Here is a 19,122-nt window from a genome sequence, read left to right as displayed (position 1 = left end):
AGGAATGGGGCGTTCATATCCGCCCCTCCACCCGCGTGTTGCGCAAGTTCAGGATAGGTGAATGGATCTTCTCGCAGCCCTGTCGTCCCAGCCGGTGCTCACCCTGCCAGCCTTCCTGTTCGTGCTGACGGTTGTCGTTTTCTTCCATGAGCTTGGCCATTTTGCCGTGGCCCGCTGGTGCGGTGTGAATGTGGAGGCCTTCTCCATCGGCTTTGGCCGTGAGCTGATCGGGTTCAATGACCGCAAAGGCACCCGCTGGAAGCTCTGCCTCATTCCGCTCGGTGGCTATGTGAAGTTCTCCGGTGATGAGAACGCAGCGAGCGTGCCGGATCATGAAAAGGTTGCGGCCATGAGCGAGGCGCAGCGGGCCGGGGCCTTCGCGGCCAAGCCCGTCTGGCAGCGCGCGGCCGTGGTTGCTGCTGGCCCGGTCGCCAATTTCATCCTCGCCATCGTCATTTTTGCCTTCATTTTCGGCGCTTTTGGCCGTGTCGTTTCGACGCCTCTGGTCGGAGAAGTCCAGCCGGAGAGTGCCGCTGCCGAGGCCGGGCTTCAGCCGGGGGACCTGATTACTGCGGTCAATGGTACTCCCATCGAGACCTTTGCCGAGTTGCAGCGTATCGTCAGTGTCAGCGCCGGTGTGGCGCTGCGGCTGGAGATCGAGCGGCAGGGGCAATTGACGGACCTGACAGTGACGCCGCAGCTGCGGGAGCTGAGGGACGATTTCGGCAACGTCCAGCGCATTGGGCTTCTGGGTGTGTCACGGACTGTGCAGGAAGGTGACAGAATCCAGAAAACCTACGGTCCAGTCGAAGCTGTGAAAGAGGGTGTTAACGAAACATGGTTCGTTATGGTGCGGACCGTGGAGTACATCGGAAAGGTGATCCGGGGGCATGAGCCCGCAGATCAGCTCGGTGGCCCGATCCGTATCGCGGAAGTGGCCGGTCAGGTGGCGACGCTCGGGTTCATCCCGCTGCTTCAGCTGGCTGCCGTGCTTTCGGTCAGCATTGGCCTGCTCAATCTGATGCCGGTGCCGATGCTGGATGGGGGACATCTGGTATACTATGCTGCAGAAGCCGTCAGAGGGCGGCCTCTCAGTGAAAAAGCGCAGGAATTCGGCTTCCGTATCGGGCTCACCCTGGTGCTGATGCTCATGGTTTTTGCGACCTGGAATGATCTGTCGCGTCTTGTCAGCCGCTGGCTGCCTGCGTGACATGCCCGCAACGCATTCAAATGAAATCTGTTTCGTGTGAATCGTGCGGTTGCGTATTCGGCAAAAGGATGTAAAACCAAGGCCGGATGCTGAGAATCTGATTATGATCCTTCGGGGTCAGTTTTGTGAAAAAGGCATAGCTCGAATATGCAGCGACTGCGGAAAATCTCCCGCGCCGTGATTTTGTCGGCGCCGCTCCTTGTCACCGGCGGGGTGCTGCCTGACCCGTTCGGGTCGTTTGTATCCACTGCGGAGGCAGCCGTTGCGGGTTCCATCGTCGTGCGTGGCAACACGCGCATCGAGGCCGAAACCGTCGCGAGCTACATGACCATCAAGCGGGGGCAGCAGTATTCTGCGGCCGATATCGACGAATCGCTCAAGGCGCTGTTTGCGACGGGGCTGTTTGAAGATGTGCGCATCACGCAGCAGGGCGGCACTGTGGTCGTCACTGTTGTCGAAAATCCGGTCATTTCGCGGGTGTCTTTCGAGGGTAACAAGCGCCTGAGCGCCGAAACCCTCAAGGGCGTCGTTCGCACCACCGAGCGCTCCATGCTGAGCCGCAGCAGGGTGCAGAGCGATGTTCAGAACATCCTGGAGGCTTACCGCCGCTCCGGCCGCTACCGCGCTTCGGTTGATCCCAAGACCATTGACCGTGGCAATGGCCGCGTTGATCTGGTGTTCGAGATCAACGAAGGTGAAAAGACCGGTGTCGAGCGCATCAGCTTCGTTGGAAACACGAACTTCAGTGACCGCCGTCTGCGCGATGTGATCCGCACCCGCGAGAGCGGTCTTCTGAGCTGGCTGCGCAGCTCCGACACTTATGATCCGGACCGTCTGGCTGCTGACCAGGAACTGCTGCGTCAGTACTACTATCAGCACGGCTACGCCGACTTCCGCATCATCTCGGCCAGTGCCGATCTTGATCGTGAGCAGAACGTCTTCTTCGTCACCTTTACGGTTGATGAGGGAGAGAAGTACGAAATCGGCAACGTTGAGGTCCAGAGCTCTCTGTCGTCCATCGATCCCGAGAGCCTGAAGTCCTACGTTCGTACAGAGAGCGGCGACACCTACAACTCCAAGCGGGTTGAGCAGTCGCTGGAAGATCTGACGCTTCAGGTTTCCAAGGAAGGCTATGCCTTTGCCGAGGTGCGTCCGCGCGCCCTGCGCAACTATGAAACCAAGACGATCGATCTGGTCTATAACATTGAGGAAGGCCCGCGCGCTTATGTCGAGCGGATCAACATCCGTGGTAACGACCGGACGCGTGAATATGTCATCCGCCGTGAGTTCGATCTGGCTGAGGGCGATGCCTTCAATCGCGTCCTCATGGACAAGGCTGAGCGCCGTCTGAAGAATCTTGGGTTCTTCAAGGAAGTTCGCATCACCACCGAGCGTGGCAGCTCACCTGACCGCGTTGTCATCAACGTGGATGTGGAAGAGCAGGCGACGGGTGAAGTGTCGTTCGGTATCGGTTACTCGACCACGGACGGCGTGATCGGTGATATTTCCATCAGCGAAAAGAACTTCCTGGGCCGTGGCCAGTATGTGAAGCTCGGCGTTGGTGGTGGTGAGAGCACCCAGTCCTACGAGTTCGCTTTCCAGGAGCCCTTCTTCCTGGGCCGCCGCATTGCGCTGGATCTGGAAGCCTACCGCCGGGTGTCTGATTCCAACGACTACCGCAGCTATGACGAAGAGATCACTGGTGGTGGTTTCGGGTTCACTCTGCCGCTGCGTGAAGACGAGCTGTCTCTGAAGCTGTTCTACAACATCTATGAGACCAAGATTAAGGATCCGAAGAACCTCGCTACCAATCTGGCGACCTGTTCTCAGAACGCTAATCTGTCTCCGGCTGTCTGTGATTCTCTGGGTACCTACCTGACGTCGCTGGCTGGTTACGCTCTGGTCTACAACACGCTCGACAACAACCTGAATCCGTCGAATGGCCTTTACGGCAAGTTCCAGCAGGAATTCGCCGGTATCGGTGGCGATACTCAGTTCATGCGCTCGACTGTTGAGGGCCGCGCTTACCGGGAGATCTTCCCGGATGCAGGTATCGTCGGCAACGTCACGCTGCGTGCCGGCCATATCCAGGGCTTTGGCAGCAAGCGTCTGCGTATCTCTGACCAGTTCATGATGGGTGGCGAGCTGGTTCGCGGCTTTGAAAGCCAGGGTATCGGTCCGCGCGACGCCAAGACCGGTGATGCTCTCGGTGGCCGCTTCTATGTGGCTGGTACCGTTGAAGCGACTTTCCCGTTCCCGGTCATTCCCGAAGAATTCGGTCTGAGCGGTGCAGTCTTCGCCGATGCCGGTTCCCTCTGGGATGCCGACGACAAGCTGATCAAGGCTGTGGGCACCAACGGTGTGAACAGCAACAGCTTCAAGGTGCGTGCTTCGGTGGGTGCGGGCATCCGCTGGCAGTCGCCCTTCGGTCCGCTGCGCATGGACTTTGCCGTACCGGTGGTCAAGGAAGATGGCGACAAGACCCAGGTGTTCCGTCTCGGCGGCGGCACCCGGTTCTAAGCCGGAGAAGCTGGAATTCAACGGCCGCCGCATCAAACGGCGGCCGTTTTCTTTTGTAATGCAAAATGTTGCGGGAGACAGTTCATGTCCGATCCCATCTTCTTCCCGCCGATGGCCGAGCTGCCGCTTGAGCAGATCGTGGCCTTGTCCGGTGGCGAGCTTCAGCGCGGTGATCCCGCGTTTGTCATACGCAAGGTGGCACCGCTTGAAGACGCTGGCCCCGGTTCACTCGTCTTTTTCGATAACGTGAAATATCTCGACAAGCTTGGAACGACACAGGCCAGTGCCTGCATTGTCGCACCGAAGCATGTGGCCAAGGTTCCCGAGGGCATTGCCGTCATCGTCTGCAAGGATCCCTACAGGGCCTGGGCGCTTGTGCTGGCCGGTCTGTTCCCGGCGGCGATGAAGCCTGAGCCTTTCTACGGCGAGAAGCGAGTTTCGGAGCGGGCAACCGTGCATCCGGCCGCCGTCATTGAAGATGGCGCTGTCATCGAGCCGGGCGCGGTGATCGGAGAGGGCGCTGAAATTGGTGCCGGCTCCCATATCGGCCCCAATGCCGTCATTGGCTGCAATGTGCGGGTCGGCCGGGATTGCCGCATCGGTGCCAACGCCGTTCTGCAGCACGCCCTGCTTGGCAACCGGGTCATTCTCCATCCTGGCGTCTGCGTTGGGCAGGATGGTTTCGGCTATGCCATGGGGCTGGGCGGGCATCTGAAGGTTCCCCAGATCGGCCGCGTCATCATTCAGGATGATGTGGAGATCGGCGCCAACACCACCATCGACCGCGGCGCCAACCGCGATACCGTCATTGGTGAAGGGACGAAGATCGACAATCAGGTGCAGGTTGGCCACAACGTGGTGATTGGCCGCCATTGCGTGATTGTTTCGCAAGTTGGCCTGTCTGGCAGCTCCACGCTGGCAGATTATGTGGCAATCGGCGGGCAGGCTGGTGTTGCCGGGCATGTCGAAGTCGGGATGGGGGCACAGATCGCGGCCGTGAGTGCGGTCAATGATTCCGTGCCTGCCGGCGGCCGCTATGGCGGTGTGCCTGCCAAGCCGGTGAAACAGTGGTTCCGTGAGGTCACGGCGCTGAAAAAACTGGCAGAACGCGGATCTGATGCCTGACAGCCGCTTTATACTGCGATAAACAGCAGAAAATTACAGTTTCCCCGCAAGAGGGCGATGGATATGGAAGAACAGAAGACGACGCTCAACACTGCCGACATCATGCGTGTCATGGAGCTCTTGCCGCACCGCTATCCGTTCCTGATGATCGACAGGATCATCGAGATGAACGGTGACGAGTCCTGCATCGGCATCAAGAATGTCACGATCAACGAGCCCCACTTCCAGGGGCATTTTCCGGCTCATCCGGTGATGCCGGGTGTTCTGCTGATCGAGGCCATGGCGCAGACGGCCGGCGCTCTGTGCGTCAACTCCCTGAGCACAGACGACACGCCGCAGCTTGTCTATCTGATGACCGTCGACAAGGCCAAGTTCCGCAAGCCGGTGATGCCGGGCGACCAGGTCGAATTCCATGTGAAGAAGATCCGTAACCGGCTCAACATCTGGAAATTTGAGGCGATTGCCAAGGTGGATGGCGCTAAGGTCGCTGAAGCTGAAATCAGCGCCATGATCGTAGACGCCTGAGGAAATCATGTCCCACATTCATCCCTCCGCAATCATTGAAGACGGTGCGTCTCTCGGTGACGGGGTTCGTATCGGGCCTTTCTGCCACGTGGGCAAGGATGTGGTGCTGGGCGATGGTGTTGAGCTGAAGTCGCATGTGACCGTTGCCGGTACCACCAGGATCGGCGCGCGCACGGTCATCTTCCCCTTTGCGTCCATCGGCCATCAGGCTCAGGATCTCAAGTTCAAGGGCGAACACGCTACGCTGAGCGTGGGCGAGGATTGCATCATCCGGGAAGGTGTGACGATGAACGCCGGAACGGAAGGGGGCGGTTCTTCCACCACCATAGGCAACCGCTGCGCCTTCCTTGCAAACTCTCACGTCGGCCATGACAGCCATCTGGGTGATGGTGTCGTTCTGTCCAACAATGTGATGATTGCCGGTCACGTCGAAGTGGGCAGTCACGTCATTTTTGGCGGCGGATCGGCGGTCATTCAGTTCACCCGCATTGGCGATCACGCCTTTGTCGGCGGGCTTGCGGGTCTTGAGAATGATCTCATTCCCTATGGCATGGTCACCGGCAACCGGGCGCGGCTTGGCGGTCTCAATCTCGTCGGCCTCAAGCGGCGCAACTTCCCGCGCGAGCAGATCCATGCCCTGCGCGCAGCCTACCGCGAGCTGTTCGAGAGCGAGGAAGGCACGCTGCGTGACCGCGCGCAGAAGATCGCTGACAGTGTGACGGACCAGCCGCTGGTGAAGCAGGTGACGGATTTCATCCTCGTCGAGGGTGAGCGCCGGTTCTGCACGCCGCGTAGTCCCGCGGGCGACGCCTGACATGACCTCCGCCAGCGATGCCGCAGAGAACGGGGCTCCGAAGGGTTGCCTTGGCATCATCGCAGGCGGTGGCCGTCTGCCAGGTCTGATCCTGGCGGACCTCAAGGCGCGGGGCGAACCGGTGCATCTGGTCGCCATCAAGGGCGAGGCTGAGCCCGAACTGGCTGCAAGCGCGGATATCGAGCTCGGCTGGGGGCAGATCGGACAGCTGTTCAAGAGCCTCAAACAGGCGCAATGCGACCGGGTGCTGCTGATTGGCGGTATCACGAAGCGGCCGGATTTTACCTCCGTCATGGGGGATCTGGGCACCATGCGCCGCCTGCCTGCCATACTGAAGGCGATGATTGGCGGTGATGACAGCCTGCTGACACGTGTTATCGGCATTTTCGAAGCTGAAGGCCTCAAGGCCGTTGGCGTGCGCGATGTTGCGCCTGCTCTTCTGGCGCGGGAAGGCCTGCTGGCGGGCAAGGGGCCTGACGGCGACGCTCAGGCCGACATGGCACTGGCCTACAAGGCGGTGCAAAGGCTCGGGGAGCTGGATATCGGGCAGGCCGCTGTCGCCATCGGCGGGCGTGTGATTGCGCTGGAAGGGGCTGAAGGCACCGATGCCATGCTGGCGCGCTGTGCGGAACTGCGGCGCATTGGCCGGGTGAAGACCAAGGGCGCGGCGGGCGTTCTGGTAAAGGCGGCAAAGCCCGGACAGGATCTGCGCGTGGATCTTCCCACCATTGGCCCGCGCACGGTGGAGCTTGCCAAGGCAGCTGGTCTTGCGGGCATCGCGGTGGAAGCAGGCTATGCGCTGGTGGCTGACGAGGCTGAAACGGCTGCTGCGGCCAAAGCTGGCGGCTTGTTTGTTTTCGGCCTGACACGAGACGGGAGCGATGCAGCATGAGCACTGAGGTGATGGCCGGCAATCCGGTGCGTCCGCTGAAGGTGTTTCTGGTGTCTGGTGAGGAATCGGGCGATTCTCTTGGCGCCAATCTCATGGGCTCGCTGAAGCTGCTGCATGATGGCCCTATTGTCTTTGAAGGCGTCGGCGGGGAGCGGATGGCGCGTCAGGGGCTGGAGAGCATCTTTCCGCTGTCCGACATTGCGGTCATGGGCCTGACGGCGGTGCTGAAACGTTTGCCCACCATCGTGCGGCGTGTCTATCAGGCCGTCGACGCCGCGATCGCCGCCAATCCGGATGTGCTGATCATCATCGACAGTCCGGATTTCACCCATAATGTCGCCAAGCGGGTGCGCAAGCGCGCGCCGCATATTCCCATTGTCGATTATGTGTCGCCCTCCGTCTGGGCCTGGCGTCCGGGCCGGGCGAAGAAGATGAGCGTCTATGTGGACCGTCTTCTGGCGCTGCTGCCGTTTGAACCGGCGGCGCACAAGCGTCTTGGGGGACCGCCTACCTTCTATGTCGGTCATCCGCTGATCGAAAAGGCGGCTCTGCTGCGTCCGGCTGCAGGTGAGCGCAAGCCGGTGGGTGAGGGCGCGCCTGTGCTGCTGCTGCTTCCGGGCAGCCGCCGCAGCGAGGTGGATGCCCTGCTGGATGATTTCGGACAGATCCTGTTGCAGCTTGCCCCGCTTCATCCGGGGCTGGAGGTGCTGCTGCCGGCGGTGCCGCATCTGGCGGACCGTATCACGGAGCGGGTTGCCGGCTGGCCACTGCCGCCGCAGATCATCCGGGGCGAGGCGGAGAAGTTTGCGGCTTTCCGGCGTGCGCATGCTGCGCTGGCAGCCTCCGGCACCGTTTCGCTGGAGCTGGCAGCTTCCGGCGTGCCCATGGCGATCTGCTACCGGCTCGACTGGTTCTACCGGCGCCTGAAACAGCTGCACAAGATCATGCCGATTGCCAGCGTCTCTTCCATGGTGCTCCCCAACATCATTCTGGAACGCAACGTGGTGCCGGAGTTCCTTGATGAGGAAGTGAACCCGGAAAGCCTTGTTCCGGTGATATCAAGGCTGTTGACTGATACGCCCGAGAGGCGCACGCAGGTGGATGCTTTCACTGCGCTCGACAGCATGATGCGCCTGCCGGATGGCCGCTCCCAGAGTGAGGCTGCCGCGCGGATCGTGCTGGATCTCCTCAAGCAGTAATCCCGCCTTTTCCCAGTCTGCATGCACATAGCAAAAAGGGCGCCGTCTGGCGCCCTTTCCGTGTCTGTCAGATCGGAAGATCTCAGTTGCGGTCGCCCAGCGGCACGTAGTCGCGCTGCGGTGCACCGGTGTAGAGCTGGCGCGGACGGCCGATGCGCTGCGACGGATCTTCGATCATTTCGTTCCACTGCGCGATCCAGCCCACGGTACGGGCGAGGGCGAAGAGCACGGTGAACATGGTGGTCGGGAAGCCGAGCGCACGCAGTGTGATGCCCGAGTAGAAGTCGACGTTCGGATAGAGCTTCTTCTCGATGAAGTACGGATCGTTGAGGGCGATCTTTTCCAGCTCCAGGGCAACCTGCATCAGCGGGTCATCTGCATGGCCGGTGGCCTCGAGGACCTCGTACATGGTCTTCTGCATGATCTTGGCGCGCGGGTCGTAGTTCTTGTAGACCCGGTGGCCGAAGCCCATCAGACGGAACGGATCGTTCTTGTCCTTGGCGCGCTCGATATATTCGGGGATGCGGTCAACCGTGCCGATTTCCATCAGCATGTTGAGCGCAGCCTCGTTGGCGCCGCCGTGTGCCGGGCCCCAGAGGCAGGCGATGCCGGCCGCGATGCAGGCGAACGGGTTGGCGCCCGACGAACCGGCAAGTCGCACGGTCGAGGTCGAGGCGTTCTGCTCGTGGTCGGCGTGCAGGATGAAGATGCGGTCCATGGCGCGGGACAGGACCGGATTGACCTTGTACTCCTCGCAGGGCACGGCAAAGCACATGCGCAGGAAGTTGGAGGCGTAGTCGAGGTCGTTCTTCGGGTAAACGAAGGGCTGGCCCACGTGGTACTTGTAGGCCATCGCGGCAATCGTCGGCATCTTGGCGATCATGCGCAGCGAAGCGACCATGCGCTGGTGCGGATCGGTGATGTCGGTCGAGTCGTGATAGAAGGCGGAGAGGGCACCCACGGTGCCAACCATGACGGCCATCGGGTGGGCGTCGCGGCGGTAGCCGGTGAAGAAGCGGCTCATCTGCTCATGCACCATGGTGTGGTGCGTGACGCGGTAGTCGAAGTCTTTCTTCTGGGCGGCTGTCGGCAGTTCGCCGTAGAGAAGCAGATAGCAGACTTCCAGGAAGTCACCCTTCTCGGCGAGTTGCTCGATCGGGTAACCGCGGTGCAGAAGCACGCCTTCGTCGCCATCGATGTAAGTAATCTTGGATTCACACGATGCGGTCGAAGTGAAGCCCGGATCGTAGGTGAACATGCCCGTCTCTTTGTAGAGAGTGGAGATGTCCACGACCGACGGTCCGATGGAGCCATCGAGAATCTTGAAATCGCTGGCCTTGCCGTCAACAGTCAGGTTGGCTTTCGTGTCGCCCATTCAGGTAACCCCTTCGTCTGGAACTGCCGGTGCATTCTGGCGTTGGGAGCGCCGCAGACCTTGACCGGTCTGCCTGATGCTTGCACGGCGGTTGAAATAGCCCCGGATTGCGTAGCCCATTTGAGCGGGGGCTGCAAGCTGCATGCTGCACTGCCCATGGCGCGAAAACGTCTGCGCCATGGGCCTGGTTCCAACAAATAACGCTGAACGTTATTCTGAAAATACCTGTTTGATCAGGCGTCAAGCCGCCTGATCGGCAATGCGGCCAAGGGATTCGTCCTTGCCCAGAACCACCAGCACATCATAGATGCCGGGCGAGGTGCCACGGCCCGTCAGAGCGGCGCGCAGAGGCTGCGCCACCTTGCCAAGCTTGAGGTTTTCGGTTTCCGCGAAGGCCTTGACGATGGCCTCAGTGCTCTCCAGCGACCAGACGTCATCGGCCTGCAGCAGCGGCAGAAGGCGGGCGAGGATCGACTTGCCGTCTGCGTCCAGAATGGTGCCTGCCTTCTCGTCGAGGTCAATTGGCCGCACCCGCCAAAGGTATGATGCACTTTCGGTGAGTTCCACCAGCGTCTTGGCGCGCTCCTTGAGACCGGGCAGGGCTGCCAGGACCTTGGCTTCATTGCCGGGGGCGGCCATCCAGTCGAGAATGGCAGCGCCGCCCTCGTTATGGGCAATGCAGGCCTTCCAGTGCACCAGCAGATCCGCATCAGCGGTGGCGCGCATGTAATGACCGTTCAGGTTCTCCAGTTTCTTGAAATCGAAGCGGGCCGGCGAACGGCCGATGGACTCAAGGCCGAACCAGGAAATCATGTCTTCGGTAGACATGATCTCGTCGTCGCCATGGCTCCAGCCGAGGCGGGCGAGATAGTTGCGCATGGCGGCCGGCAGATAGCCCATGGCACGGTAGGCTTCGGCCCCCAGCGCGCCGTGGCGCTTGGAGAGCTTGGCACCATCCGGGCCGTGAATCAGCGGGATATGCGACATGCTGGGCACATCCCAGCCCATCGCCTGATAGATCAGTGTCTGGCGGGCGGCGTTGGTCAGATGGTCATCGCCACGGATGATGTGGGTGACGCCCATGTCGTGGTCGTCCACCACCACGGCCAGCATGTAGGTTGGCACGCCGTCAGAGCGCATCAGGACGAGGTCGTCCAGATCCTTGTTCGGGAAGGTGATGCGGCCCTGCACCTGATCATCAACGATGGTCTCGCCCTCCAGCGGCGCGCGCAGGCGTATGGCGGGGGCGACACCAGCCGGGGCTTCCGAAGCATCACGGTCACGCCAGGTGCCGTCATAGCGCGGCGGGCGGCCTTCGGCGCGGGCTTTTTCGCGCATTTCTTCCAGTTCTTTCGGCGTGCAATAGCAGCGGTAGGCAGTGCCGCGCGCCAGCATCTCTTCCACCACTTCCTGATGGCGCTTGACGCGGCCAAACTGGGACACGGGCTCTCCATCCCAGTCGAGGCCGAGCCAGGTCAGGCCGTCCAGCAGCGCGTCCACGGCTTCCTTGGTGGAGCGGGCACGGTCGGTGTCTTCGATGCGCAGCAGCATCTTGCCGCCGTGGCGCTTGGCAAAAAGCCAGTTGAAGAGGGCCGTGCGGGCGCCGCCAATATGAAGGTAGCCGGTCGGGGAAGGCGCAAAGCGCGTGACGATCTGGTCAGCCATGGTCAGGATGTTGTTTCTCTGTCAGAGTGAGGTGATGCCGGTCAGAACCGGAATCCGGTTGCTGGCTCTTTAGCACAGGCGCGCGGCCCGGCAAATGTCCGGGGTGCAGCGAATGGACAAAGGGTATGGGCAAGGCTGGTGAGGCGCACCGGCAGTGTGGGGCGGGTTTGCGTTTGGCGTATGAAGCAGGGGCCACAGGGCCATGGCCGATGCAGGGCTGACGGGCTCTGCAACAGATGACAGGGCGCAGCCACCGCGCCGCCGCCTTTCCATTCCTGACTGGTTTTACCGCCATGGGGGGCGCCTTTGGCGCAAGACCAGCGTTACACCGGATGATGCGTGGCTGAAACCGGTTGAAACGGCCAGCCGTAAGGCGCCGCGTGATCTTGCGCCGGTTTTACAGGCCTTCGCCTTCTGCGGTGGCATCGCGCTTTATTTTTCCCTCCCTCGTGAGCCCAATGCCTGGGTGTTGATGGCGCTTGCGATTGCGGCGCTTGTCTTTGCCCTGTGGGCGCATTGGCGCGGGCGGCTCAATCCGGTGGTACTGGTTCTGGCTCTGGTGCTGGCCGGAGCAGCGGCAGGGGCCATCCGCACAGTCAGCATTGCCGCGCCCGTGCTGAAGGAGCCGGTTTCCGCAGAGATTTCCGGTCATGTCTCCGGCATCACCGGTGCGGGCGCATCCCGGCAGGTGACGGTGGATGTGGAGCGCTGGTCGCGCCGGGGTGAACCGCCTGCGCGGGTCCGGCTGGTGCTGCGGCAGGCGCAGAAGCTTGCCATTGGCGATGCGATCAAGGTGAAGGCCCGGCTGGTGCCGCCTTCCGGCCCGGTACGGCCGGGCGGCTATGACTTTGCCTTCCGCGCTTATTATGACCGGATCGGCGCCACGGGCTTCGTGTTTGGCGCGCCGGAGGTGATCGGCCTTCCGCCGCCGGGATACCGGCTGAAAGCGCTCCGCCAGATCGAGGCGGTACGGGCAAGCCTGGTCGAAGGTATTCGCGCCGCCCTTGGCGAGGGAGACCGGGCAGCGCTGGCGGCCGCCTTGCTCGTCGGGGACAGAAGTCTCATTTCAGATGAAGCGGTGGAAGACTTGCGGGAATCCGGGCTTGCGCATGTGCTGTCGATCTCCGGCCTGCATATGGCGCTGTTCGCAGGCGGGGTCTATGCGGCGGCACTGGCGCTGCTTGCGGCCTTTCCGTTGCTGGCCCTACGGCTGCCCATTCACAAGATTGCCGCCTGCGTGGCGCTGGTCACGGCCACGGCCTATCTGCTGCTGTCCGGGGGCAGCGTGCCGACGCAGCGCTCCTATCTGATGATTGCGCTGGTGTTTCTGGGGCTTTTGACCGGGCGGCGCGGCCTCAGTCTGCGCAGCCTGTCGCTGGTGGCGGTGGCGCTGCTGATCGTGGCGCCTGAGGATCTCTATGACCCCGGATTCCAGATGTCCTTTGCCGCCGTTCTCTGTCTGGTGGCGGTCTATGACGACTGGGCCCGGCGTCCGGCCACGAAGATGAATGCGGCGAGGCGGTCAAGTCTTGGCCTTACGCACCGTATACTTTCATCTGTCATGTTATGGGCTGGCGGGCTTGCCATGACATCGCTTGTGGCCGGTGTGGCGACGGGTGTGATCGGTGCCTATCACTTCGACCGGGTATCGCCCTATGGGCTGCTCGGCAATCTGCTGGCCATGCCTGCCGTCTCCTTCATCGTCATGCCCGCCGGTGTGCTGGCCTTTCTGCTGCTGCCTTTCGGCCTTGCAGACTTGCCGCTGGCGTTGATGGCCTGGGGTATCGACCTGATGCTGGCATCTGCCAGCTTCACCGCGTCGCTCAGCGATACGGACGGGGTGACCGGACAGATGCCAGCCCTGGCGGCGGTGATGCTCACGGCATCGGTGTTCATGCTGCTGCTGGCGAACGGGCGCTGGCGGGCCATTGCGGCGGTGCCGCTCGGCATTGGTCTTGTCTCGCTGATGCTCTTCCGCCCGCCGGATATCATGGTGGCGGACAGGGGCGCGCTGGTGGCGGTGCGCGATGCATCAGGCAATTTGCGCGTCACTGCCTCGAAGGTTGGCTTTGCGGCGGAAACCTGGCTTCGGGGTGATGGGGTGGCGCCGATGGAATTTGAGGCTCGCCGCCTGCTCAAGCGTCATATGGCCTGTGATCCGTCCGGCTGCGTCGTTGAGGCCTATCCGCTGCTTGCGGAAAAAGGGGCTGCCGCCGCTCCATTTCGCGTGGCTCTCAGCCGCAGCCTGGAAGCGCTGGAGGAGGATTGCCGCCATGCGGATATCGCCGTCAGCAGCTTCACCTTGCCGCATTCTTGCGCAAAGGCGCTGGCCATCGGTGGGCCGGAGCGCGTTCAGAAGGGCGCGCTGGCGCTCTGGCTGGAGGTGGTGGGGGGCAAAGCCGTGATCACGCACCTGCAATGGGCCCGCCCCATCCGCACCCGCCCCTGGCACGGGGCACAGTGAGGGGCGCGCCTCTCTTGCATAAAAGCCTTTCAATCGTCACCCCGGACGCAGCGAAGCTGAGATCCGGGGCCGGTGAGCCGGGGTGCCGATTGGGCTTCTGAGATGTAAGCGACAGCCCTTGGCTCACCGGTCCCGGGTCCTCTCTTCGTTCGGCCCGGGATGACGATGGAGAGGAAGCAAGTGGGTTGGCCTCACTGCTGCCGTGGCAACGCAGGAGTGTCCGGATGCGGGGCGAAGATGGCGGAGGCGGTCCAGTGGGGCTGCTCGCCGCTGAAAAGCTCCAGGAAGCTGATTGCAAGGTCCGGGTCTTCTAGGATGTTTTCCCGGAAGGACCACCAGGTCCGCAGGTCCGAAAGCTCTGGCACTTCATGCGGCTCGGTGTGGAATTCCTGCGCCAGAACGGCAGCCCGCACGGCAAGGCAATAGGTCACATAGGCATGGCCTTCCGGCCAGAAGGCCGCCGGGGCGCCGCCGCCTGCCGGGGCAGGCACGTCCGCTGCCGTTTCGCTGCGCTTTGCCGTCAGCGGACCGAAATGCAGAAGTTCGCGCAGCATCAGGCCTGCGGCGAAGGTGACATAGCCGCGCCGGTCTGCATCTGCCTTGTGCTTCTGCGCCTCAAAGGCGCGGTACCAGCTCATGAAGGCGGCGGTCAGCTTGCCGTCATCCACGGTGAAGGGCTGTCCGGTTTCGCTCTTCAGGCCGTTTGCATGTTCGTGGAAGGAGGCGATGAACCAGCGCAGACGGCGGATCGCCTTGCGTACCGGCAAGCGGGATTGGTCGAAACTGGCAAGCGGGCCGCTCATGTCAGATCCTTTCGGCCAGCTGTTGCAACAGGCTGCCCAGCGCCTCCCGGTCCCGGAAGGCGCCGGCAATTTCGTCCTTGCTGCTGTCGCAGAGCAGCAGGGCGATGCGGAGCAGTTCATGCTCGCCGGAGAGGCTGTCCGGTGTGCCGGAACGTTCCGCCAGCAGCCAGACCACAAGCGCTGCCATGGTCTGGCGAAGGCGTGCCGGTTCCATGCCGCTGTCAGGGATGGCGGCAGAGACGATGCCGGGGGCCGGACTGATGAAGCTGTGCCGGTCCAGCCCTTGCACCAGCGCCGCCGCACGGGCCGGGCTGTCAAAGCTTTCATCCAGCGCCTCATGCCAGCAGAGCGCGGCCACCGTCTCGCTGACGAGGAGGGTGGAAAGGCCTGCCTCGGCCAGGAACAGCGCGCCGCCCCAAGCAAGGGCGCCAGCCACATCCGCCGGGGCAGCGGGGCCGCCCTTCAAGGCAAGGCTGGCCCGTTGCAGCGAGGCAGCATCAGGGGCGCGCACCCGCAGGCGGCCGATCTTTTCACCGGCAACATCCTCGACAATGCGGCTCAGCGAGGCACGGATGTCCCGCGGCAGCAGGTTGAGGGCCGGTTCGATCAGCGATTTTGGCAAGGGGGCCTTCTGGCGCAGGCCGCGCAGAATGTCCCTGAGCGGCAGGGCAAGTTCCTCAGGCCCCGGAACGGGCGGGTGCTTCATGGCGCAACTCCTGATCTTCCGCCCAAGTATAGGGGCGCAGCGCCGTGTTGGCCATAAACCTCCGCGTCGTATCGAGATCTTTCACAACAGCCTGCGAGCCGAGGCCCATGGCATTCTGGGCAGAGCTTGCCTGCCCCATGCGCACACAGTCCTCAATCGGCAGGCCGAGATGCAAGCCAGTGGCAAAGCCTGCATTGAAGCAGTCGCCGCAGCCGCAGGTGCAGACCACATCAATGGCATAGGCCGGGAGATCGAAGGCGAGGCCCTTGTTGTCCCGGTACATGGCGCCCAGCGCGCCTAGGGTCAGGATGACAGCCCCGGTGCCCTGATCGAGCAGGAATTTGGCAATGTCCTCGAAATCCTCAAGCCCGGAAAGGGCGCGGGCTTCTTCCTCGGAGGGCATGAAATAGTCGGTATGGGCCAGCAGCGGCCTGACCAGCGGCAGGTCATCGCGGGTTGAGGCGAAAACATCGAGCGTGGTGGTGACGCCGCGCCGCCTCGCTTCCGCCATCAGCTCCGCATTGCGGCCCTTGTCCATCCGGTCCATCAGCCCGACGCCGCCCACATGCAGGATCTTCGTGTCGAGCACGGTTTCCGCCTGCGTATCGTCCACGTAGAAGCCCGCCGTGGCGCCGCGCTTGTGCAGGGCGGGACGGGCGCCATCTGGCCTCGTGGTGACAATGGATGAGGAGGTGGCAAAGCCCTCGCAGCGCTGCATCAGGCTGGTGTCAACGCCGAAGCGGCCGAGTTTCATCAGCACCCAGTCGCCCATGTCATCAGGGCCGACGCCGCCCACGGCCCGCACCTTCAGCCCGTGCTTGGCCGCGACGATGGCGGCGCTGCCGGCCGCGCCGGAGACGGCCAGCGTGAAGTCCTCGACAAACAGGGTGCCGCCGCCCGCCGGTAGCTCGTTCACCGGGCGGCAGAGGGCGTCAAACGTGTAGAAGCCCATGGATGTGTAATCTGCCCGCATGGCACACCTCACCGGAGCCGCTGGCCGCTGACTGTGTCAAAGAAATACAGCCGCGATAGATCAAAAGCGATAGCTTGCGTGCGCCCCAGATCGGAGCGGTAGCTGCGGTCGGCCTTCACCTCGAACAGCAGGTTGCCGGGCTTCAGCGTCAGATAGGTGAGGTCGCCGGTCGGCTCCACGCCATAGACCGGAGCGCTCATGTGCCCGCCGCTGTCGGTGACGTGGCAGTCTTCCGGTCGCACGCCGAGGGTCACGTCCCCGCTGTGGGCAAGGCGCACGTCCGGGATGGAGATGCCGGGGGCGGAGAACGTTCCGTTCTCCAGCCGCCCCGGCACCAGGTTCATCGGGGGAGAGCCGATGAACCCTGCAACGAAGGTGTTGGCCGGATCGTTGTAGATCTCGTCCGGCGTGCCGGTCTGCTGGATGGCGCCAGATTGCATGATGACGATCCGGTCCGCCAGCGTCATGGCCTCGATCTGGTCATGGGTAACGTAGACGGTGGTGATGGCCAGCTGGCGCTGGATGTGCTTGATCTGCACGCGCATCGCCTGCCGCAGCTTGGCATCGAGGTTCGAGAGCGGCTCATCCATCAGGAAAACCTGTGGCTGGCGCACGATGGCACGGGCGAGGGCGGCACGCTGGCGCTGGCCGCCGGAGAGCGCGCCTGGCTTGCGGTCGAGATAGTCCGAAAGCTCCACGAGGGCGGCGGCTTCGCGCACGCGCCGGTCATGTTCGGCCTTCGGCACGCCGCGCATGCGCAAGGGGAAGCGGATGTTCTCGTAGATGCTCATGTTGGGGTAGAGCGCATAGCCCTGGAACACCATGGCCACATCCCGGTCGCGGGCGTCCACGGCATTCATGACCTCGCCATCCATGCGGATCTCGCCTTCGCTGGGGTCTTCCAGTCCGGCGATCATGCGCATGGTGGTGGTCTTGCCGCAGCCCGAGGGGCCGAGGAAGACGATGAATTCCTTGTCGGCGATGTCGATGTTCACATCGCGCACGCCCCACAGGCTGCCCCAGGACTTCTGGATGCCGGAGAGTTCGATACGTGCCATGGTGCTTATCCCTTGACCGCGCCCATCGTCAGCCCGCGCGAGAGATGCTTCTGGATGGCTGCCACCACCAGGAACACCGGAACGAACGCGAGGAAGGCGACGAGGGCAATTGCGTTGTAGATGACCCCGTCTGATCCGCCGGTGAAGTTGGCGAGCGCCACCGAGAGCGTATAGGCATCCTTGGTGGAGGCGATCAGAAGGGTGAAGAGGAACTCATTGATCGCGAAAATGGCCGCGATGACGCCTGCGGTGATGATGCCCGGCAGGATGGCCGGGATGATGATCTCCCACAGGATGCGCAGGTCAGAGGCTCCGTCCGTGCGTGCTGCATCCTCCAGTTCCTTCGGGATGTCGAGCATGTAGGAGCGGATGATCCAGGTGACGACTGACAGGTTGATCGCCGCATAGATCAGCATCAGCGCCCAGACCGTGTTGAGCAGGCCCATCGTCTTGAACAGGAAGAAGATCGGGATCGCCACGATGGCCGGGGCCATCATGCGGGTGGACAGGATATAGAAGCCGATGTCCTCCCGCCCCTTGTAGCGGTAGCGGGCGAGGGAGAAGGCGGCCGGCACGGCCAGCACCAGATCGATGACGACGGACCCTGCAATCGCCAGCAGCGAGTTGCGCAGGTAATGGCCCATCGGCCAGTCGGACCAGATCATGTGCCAGGCATCGAGGCTGAAGCTCGGCAGGTAGATCGGCTGGCGGGTGATGATTTCCGTCCGCGGGCGGAAGCCGATGGACAGGAACCAGAGCACGGGGGCGAGGCAGAACAGCGCCCAGGCCCCGAGGATGAGATAGCGCAGGTAGAGCCTTTCGCCCTTGTTGCGGCGCTGCGAGGCCATGGCCTAGTCCCTCCCTGAGCGGAAGGCGCGCTTGACGGCAAGCTGCGCGATGATGACGGTGAGAACCAGCATGACCACCGAGGCCGCCGAGGCGTAGCCGAAGTTGAAGGTCTTGAAGCCGATCCGGTAGATGAAATAGCTGATCGTCTCCGTCGCGCCGCCGGGAGTGCCTTGCGTCATGATGAAGACGTTGGCGAACATCGTGGTGATGTCGATGCCGCGCAGGATCACTGCCACGGCGATAACAGGCCGCATCATTGGCAGTGAAATGTTCCAGAAGATTGCGCCCCAGCTTGCGCCATCGAGGCGGGCAGCCTCTTCCACTTCCTCGTCCTGCCCCTGAAGGGCGGCGACAAAGATGATGAAGAGGAACGGCGTCCACTGCCAGATATCTGCGACGATCAGCGTCAGGCGGGACAGCCAGATGGAGGATGTCCAGGCAACGTTCCCGTCGATGAGGCCAACGCGCATCAGCAGGTCGGAGATGACGCGGCCATCCATGAAGGCAAGCTTCCAGATGAAGGCCACCGCCGAGGGCATGAACAGCATCGGCACCAGGAAGATGATGCGCCAGCCCTTGATCCACGGGTCACGGTAGGCGTGGAAGGCAAGCAGGAGCGCCAGCAGGCATTCCGCAATCAGCGCGATGCCGCCGATCATGACGGTGTTGCCGAGCGCGGCCCAGAACTCCCGGTCGTTCAGGAGCTGCTGATAGTTCTCCGTGCCGACAAAGGTCCAGGTGTTGAATTTCACATAGAAGAGAGACTGATAGATCGCATAGGCGCCCGGATAGAGCGTGATCGTCAGCAGGAAGCAGACGGCCGGAGCCACCAGCAGGTAGGGGAAAAGCTGGCGCATGCGCGGATTGCGGCGCCTGAAGGTACGGCCGGGCATGGCCGGAGCGGCAGAAGCCGCTCCGGCTGCCGGCAGGTGGGTGCCGGTCAT

At 62.6% G+C, this 19,122-nt stretch carries 16 protein-coding genes; 8 read left to right on the top strand and 8 right to left on the bottom strand.

Going from position 1 to position 19,122, the window contains the following annotated elements; all coding sequences use genetic code 11:
- Positions 1–61: 61 nt before the first annotated feature.
- From rseP to lpxB, 7 genes are all read left to right on the top strand, one after another.
- Positions 62–1,210 (top strand): RIP metalloprotease RseP, encoded by a 1,149-nt coding sequence (gene rseP, locus V6L75_RS02310; protein WP_334249908.1) that lies wholly within the window; start codon positions 62–64, stop codon positions 1,208–1,210.
- Between the two features lie 147 nt (positions 1,211–1,357).
- The gene (gene bamA / locus V6L75_RS02305) at positions 1,358–3,730 is read left to right on the top strand and encodes an outer membrane protein assembly factor BamA (RefSeq protein WP_334249907.1); all 2,373 of its coding nucleotides are present in this window, start codon (positions 1,358–1,360) and stop codon (positions 3,728–3,730) included.
- 84 nt (positions 3,731–3,814) lie between these two features.
- Complete coding sequence (gene lpxD, locus V6L75_RS02300) at positions 3,815–4,855, top strand: UDP-3-O-(3-hydroxymyristoyl)glucosamine N-acyltransferase (protein ID WP_334249906.1); 1,041 nt, start codon at positions 3,815–3,817, stop codon at positions 4,853–4,855.
- A gap of 57 nt (positions 4,856–4,912) precedes the next feature.
- Entirely contained in the window at positions 4,913–5,380 is a 468-nt protein-coding gene (gene fabZ / locus V6L75_RS02295) for a 3-hydroxyacyl-ACP dehydratase FabZ (RefSeq protein ID WP_425498647.1), read from the top strand.
- A gap of 7 nt (positions 5,381–5,387) precedes the next feature.
- On the top strand, positions 5,388–6,194 hold the full coding sequence (gene lpxA, locus V6L75_RS02290) for an acyl-ACP--UDP-N-acetylglucosamine O-acyltransferase (protein WP_334249904.1): 807 nt from the start codon (positions 5,388–5,390) through the stop codon (positions 6,192–6,194).
- Between the two features lies 1 nt (position 6,195).
- Entirely contained in the window at positions 6,196–7,086 is an 891-nt protein-coding gene (locus V6L75_RS02285; protein WP_334249903.1) for an LpxI family protein, read from the top strand.
- Positions 7,083–8,285: a lipid-A-disaccharide synthase gene (gene lpxB, locus V6L75_RS02280; protein ID WP_334249902.1), complete on the top strand. Its 1,203-nt coding sequence runs from the start codon at positions 7,083–7,085 to the stop codon at positions 8,283–8,285. Before V6L75_RS02285 ends, lpxB begins: the two co-directional genes overlap by 4 nt.
- Positions 8,286–8,367: 82 nt before the next feature.
- Here lpxB and gltA read toward each other — a convergent pair whose 3' ends face one another.
- Positions 8,368–9,660, bottom strand: coding sequence for a citrate synthase (gene gltA / locus V6L75_RS02275; RefSeq protein ID WP_334249901.1), 1,293 nt, complete (start codon positions 9,658–9,660; stop codon positions 8,368–8,370).
- A 240-nt stretch (positions 9,661–9,900) separates the two neighbouring features.
- The gene (gene gltX, locus V6L75_RS02270) at positions 9,901–11,325 is read right to left on the bottom strand and encodes a glutamate--tRNA ligase (RefSeq protein WP_334249900.1); all 1,425 of its coding nucleotides are present in this window, start codon (positions 11,323–11,325) and stop codon (positions 9,901–9,903) included.
- Between the two features lie 202 nt (positions 11,326–11,527).
- On the opposite strand from gltX, the gene V6L75_RS02265 reads away from it, so the two are divergent.
- Positions 11,528–13,789 carry a ComEC/Rec2 family competence protein gene (locus V6L75_RS02265; RefSeq protein WP_334249899.1) on the top strand — a complete coding sequence of 754 codons (2,262 nt, stop codon included), beginning with the start codon at positions 11,528–11,530 and terminating at the stop codon, positions 13,787–13,789.
- A 191-nt stretch (positions 13,790–13,980) separates the two neighbouring features.
- Here V6L75_RS02265 and V6L75_RS02260 read toward each other — a convergent pair whose 3' ends face one another.
- Genes V6L75_RS02260 through V6L75_RS02235 form a run of 6 tightly spaced genes read right to left on the bottom strand, consistent with a single transcriptional unit; the run spans position 13,981 to position 19,122 of the window.
- Positions 13,981–14,592 carry a hypothetical protein gene (locus V6L75_RS02260; RefSeq protein WP_334249898.1) on the bottom strand — a complete coding sequence of 204 codons (612 nt, stop codon included), beginning with the start codon at positions 14,590–14,592 and terminating at the stop codon, positions 13,981–13,983.
- A 1-nt stretch (position 14,593) separates the two neighbouring features.
- Positions 14,594–15,298: a hypothetical protein gene (locus V6L75_RS02255; RefSeq protein WP_334249897.1), complete on the bottom strand. Its 705-nt coding sequence runs from the start codon at positions 15,296–15,298 to the stop codon at positions 14,594–14,596.
- Entirely contained in the window at positions 15,270–16,271 is a 1,002-nt protein-coding gene (locus V6L75_RS02250) for a carbohydrate kinase family protein (protein ID WP_334249896.1), read from the bottom strand. The genes V6L75_RS02255 and V6L75_RS02250 overlap by 29 nt, the downstream gene beginning before the upstream one ends.
- A gap of 8 nt (positions 16,272–16,279) precedes the next feature.
- Positions 16,280–17,329, bottom strand: a complete 1,050-nt coding sequence (locus tag V6L75_RS02245) for an ABC transporter ATP-binding protein (protein ID WP_334249895.1) — start codon at positions 17,327–17,329, stop codon at positions 16,280–16,282.
- Between the two features lie 5 nt (positions 17,330–17,334).
- A complete protein-coding gene (locus V6L75_RS02240; RefSeq protein WP_334249894.1) occupies positions 17,335–18,177 on the bottom strand; it encodes a carbohydrate ABC transporter permease in 843 nt (280 codons plus the stop codon).
- 3 nt (positions 18,178–18,180) lie between these two features.
- Complete coding sequence (locus tag V6L75_RS02235; RefSeq protein WP_334249893.1) at positions 18,181–19,122, bottom strand: carbohydrate ABC transporter permease; 942 nt, start codon at positions 19,120–19,122, stop codon at positions 18,181–18,183.

Origin of the sequence: Pannonibacter anstelovis (assembly GCF_036881715.1) — a bacterium.
In the GTDB taxonomy this organism is placed as follows: Bacteria; Pseudomonadota; Alphaproteobacteria; order Rhizobiales; family Stappiaceae; genus Pannonibacter; species Pannonibacter anstelovis.
This window is presented reverse-complemented; position numbering and strand designations above follow the sequence as displayed.

What these genes read in the sequence shown, in the direction of transcription:
- gltX (WP_334249900.1), bottom strand. Translation starts at nt 11,325, where the DNA reads ATGGCTGACCAGATCGTCACGCGCTTTGCGCCTTCCCCGACCGGCTAC.
- V6L75_RS02235 (WP_334249893.1), bottom strand. Translation starts at nt 19,122, where the DNA reads ATGACCGGCACCCACCTGCCGGCAGCCGGAGCGGCTTCTGCCGCTCCG.
- rseP (WP_334249908.1), top strand. Translation starts at nt 62, where the DNA reads ATGGATCTTCTCGCAGCCCTGTCGTCCCAGCCGGTGCTCACCCTGCCA.
- gltA (WP_334249901.1), bottom strand. Translation starts at nt 9,660, where the DNA reads ATGGGCGACACGAAAGCCAACCTGACTGTTGACGGCAAGGCCAGCGAT.
- fabZ (WP_425498647.1), top strand. Translation starts at nt 4,913, where the DNA reads ATGGATATGGAAGAACAGAAGACGACGCTCAACACTGCCGACATCATG.
- V6L75_RS02250 (WP_334249896.1), bottom strand. Translation starts at nt 16,271, where the DNA reads ATGCGGGCAGATTACACATCCATGGGCTTCTACACGTTTGACGCCCTC.
- V6L75_RS02285 (WP_334249903.1), top strand. Translation starts at nt 6,196, where the DNA reads ATGACCTCCGCCAGCGATGCCGCAGAGAACGGGGCTCCGAAGGGTTGC.
- V6L75_RS02260 (WP_334249898.1), bottom strand. Translation starts at nt 14,592, where the DNA reads ATGAGCGGCCCGCTTGCCAGTTTCGACCAATCCCGCTTGCCGGTACGC.
- V6L75_RS02240 (WP_334249894.1), bottom strand. Translation starts at nt 18,177, where the DNA reads ATGGCCTCGCAGCGCCGCAACAAGGGCGAAAGGCTCTACCTGCGCTAT.
- V6L75_RS02255 (WP_334249897.1), bottom strand. Translation starts at nt 15,298, where the DNA reads ATGAAGCACCCGCCCGTTCCGGGGCCTGAGGAACTTGCCCTGCCGCTC.
- lpxB (WP_334249902.1), top strand. Translation starts at nt 7,083, where the DNA reads ATGAGCACTGAGGTGATGGCCGGCAATCCGGTGCGTCCGCTGAAGGTG.
- bamA (WP_334249907.1), top strand. Translation starts at nt 1,358, where the DNA reads ATGCAGCGACTGCGGAAAATCTCCCGCGCCGTGATTTTGTCGGCGCCG.
- V6L75_RS02265 (WP_334249899.1), top strand. Translation starts at nt 11,528, where the DNA reads ATGGCCGATGCAGGGCTGACGGGCTCTGCAACAGATGACAGGGCGCAG.
- V6L75_RS02245 (WP_334249895.1), bottom strand. Translation starts at nt 17,329, where the DNA reads ATGGCACGTATCGAACTCTCCGGCATCCAGAAGTCCTGGGGCAGCCTG.
- lpxD (WP_334249906.1), top strand. Translation starts at nt 3,815, where the DNA reads ATGTCCGATCCCATCTTCTTCCCGCCGATGGCCGAGCTGCCGCTTGAG.
- lpxA (WP_334249904.1), top strand. Translation starts at nt 5,388, where the DNA reads ATGTCCCACATTCATCCCTCCGCAATCATTGAAGACGGTGCGTCTCTC.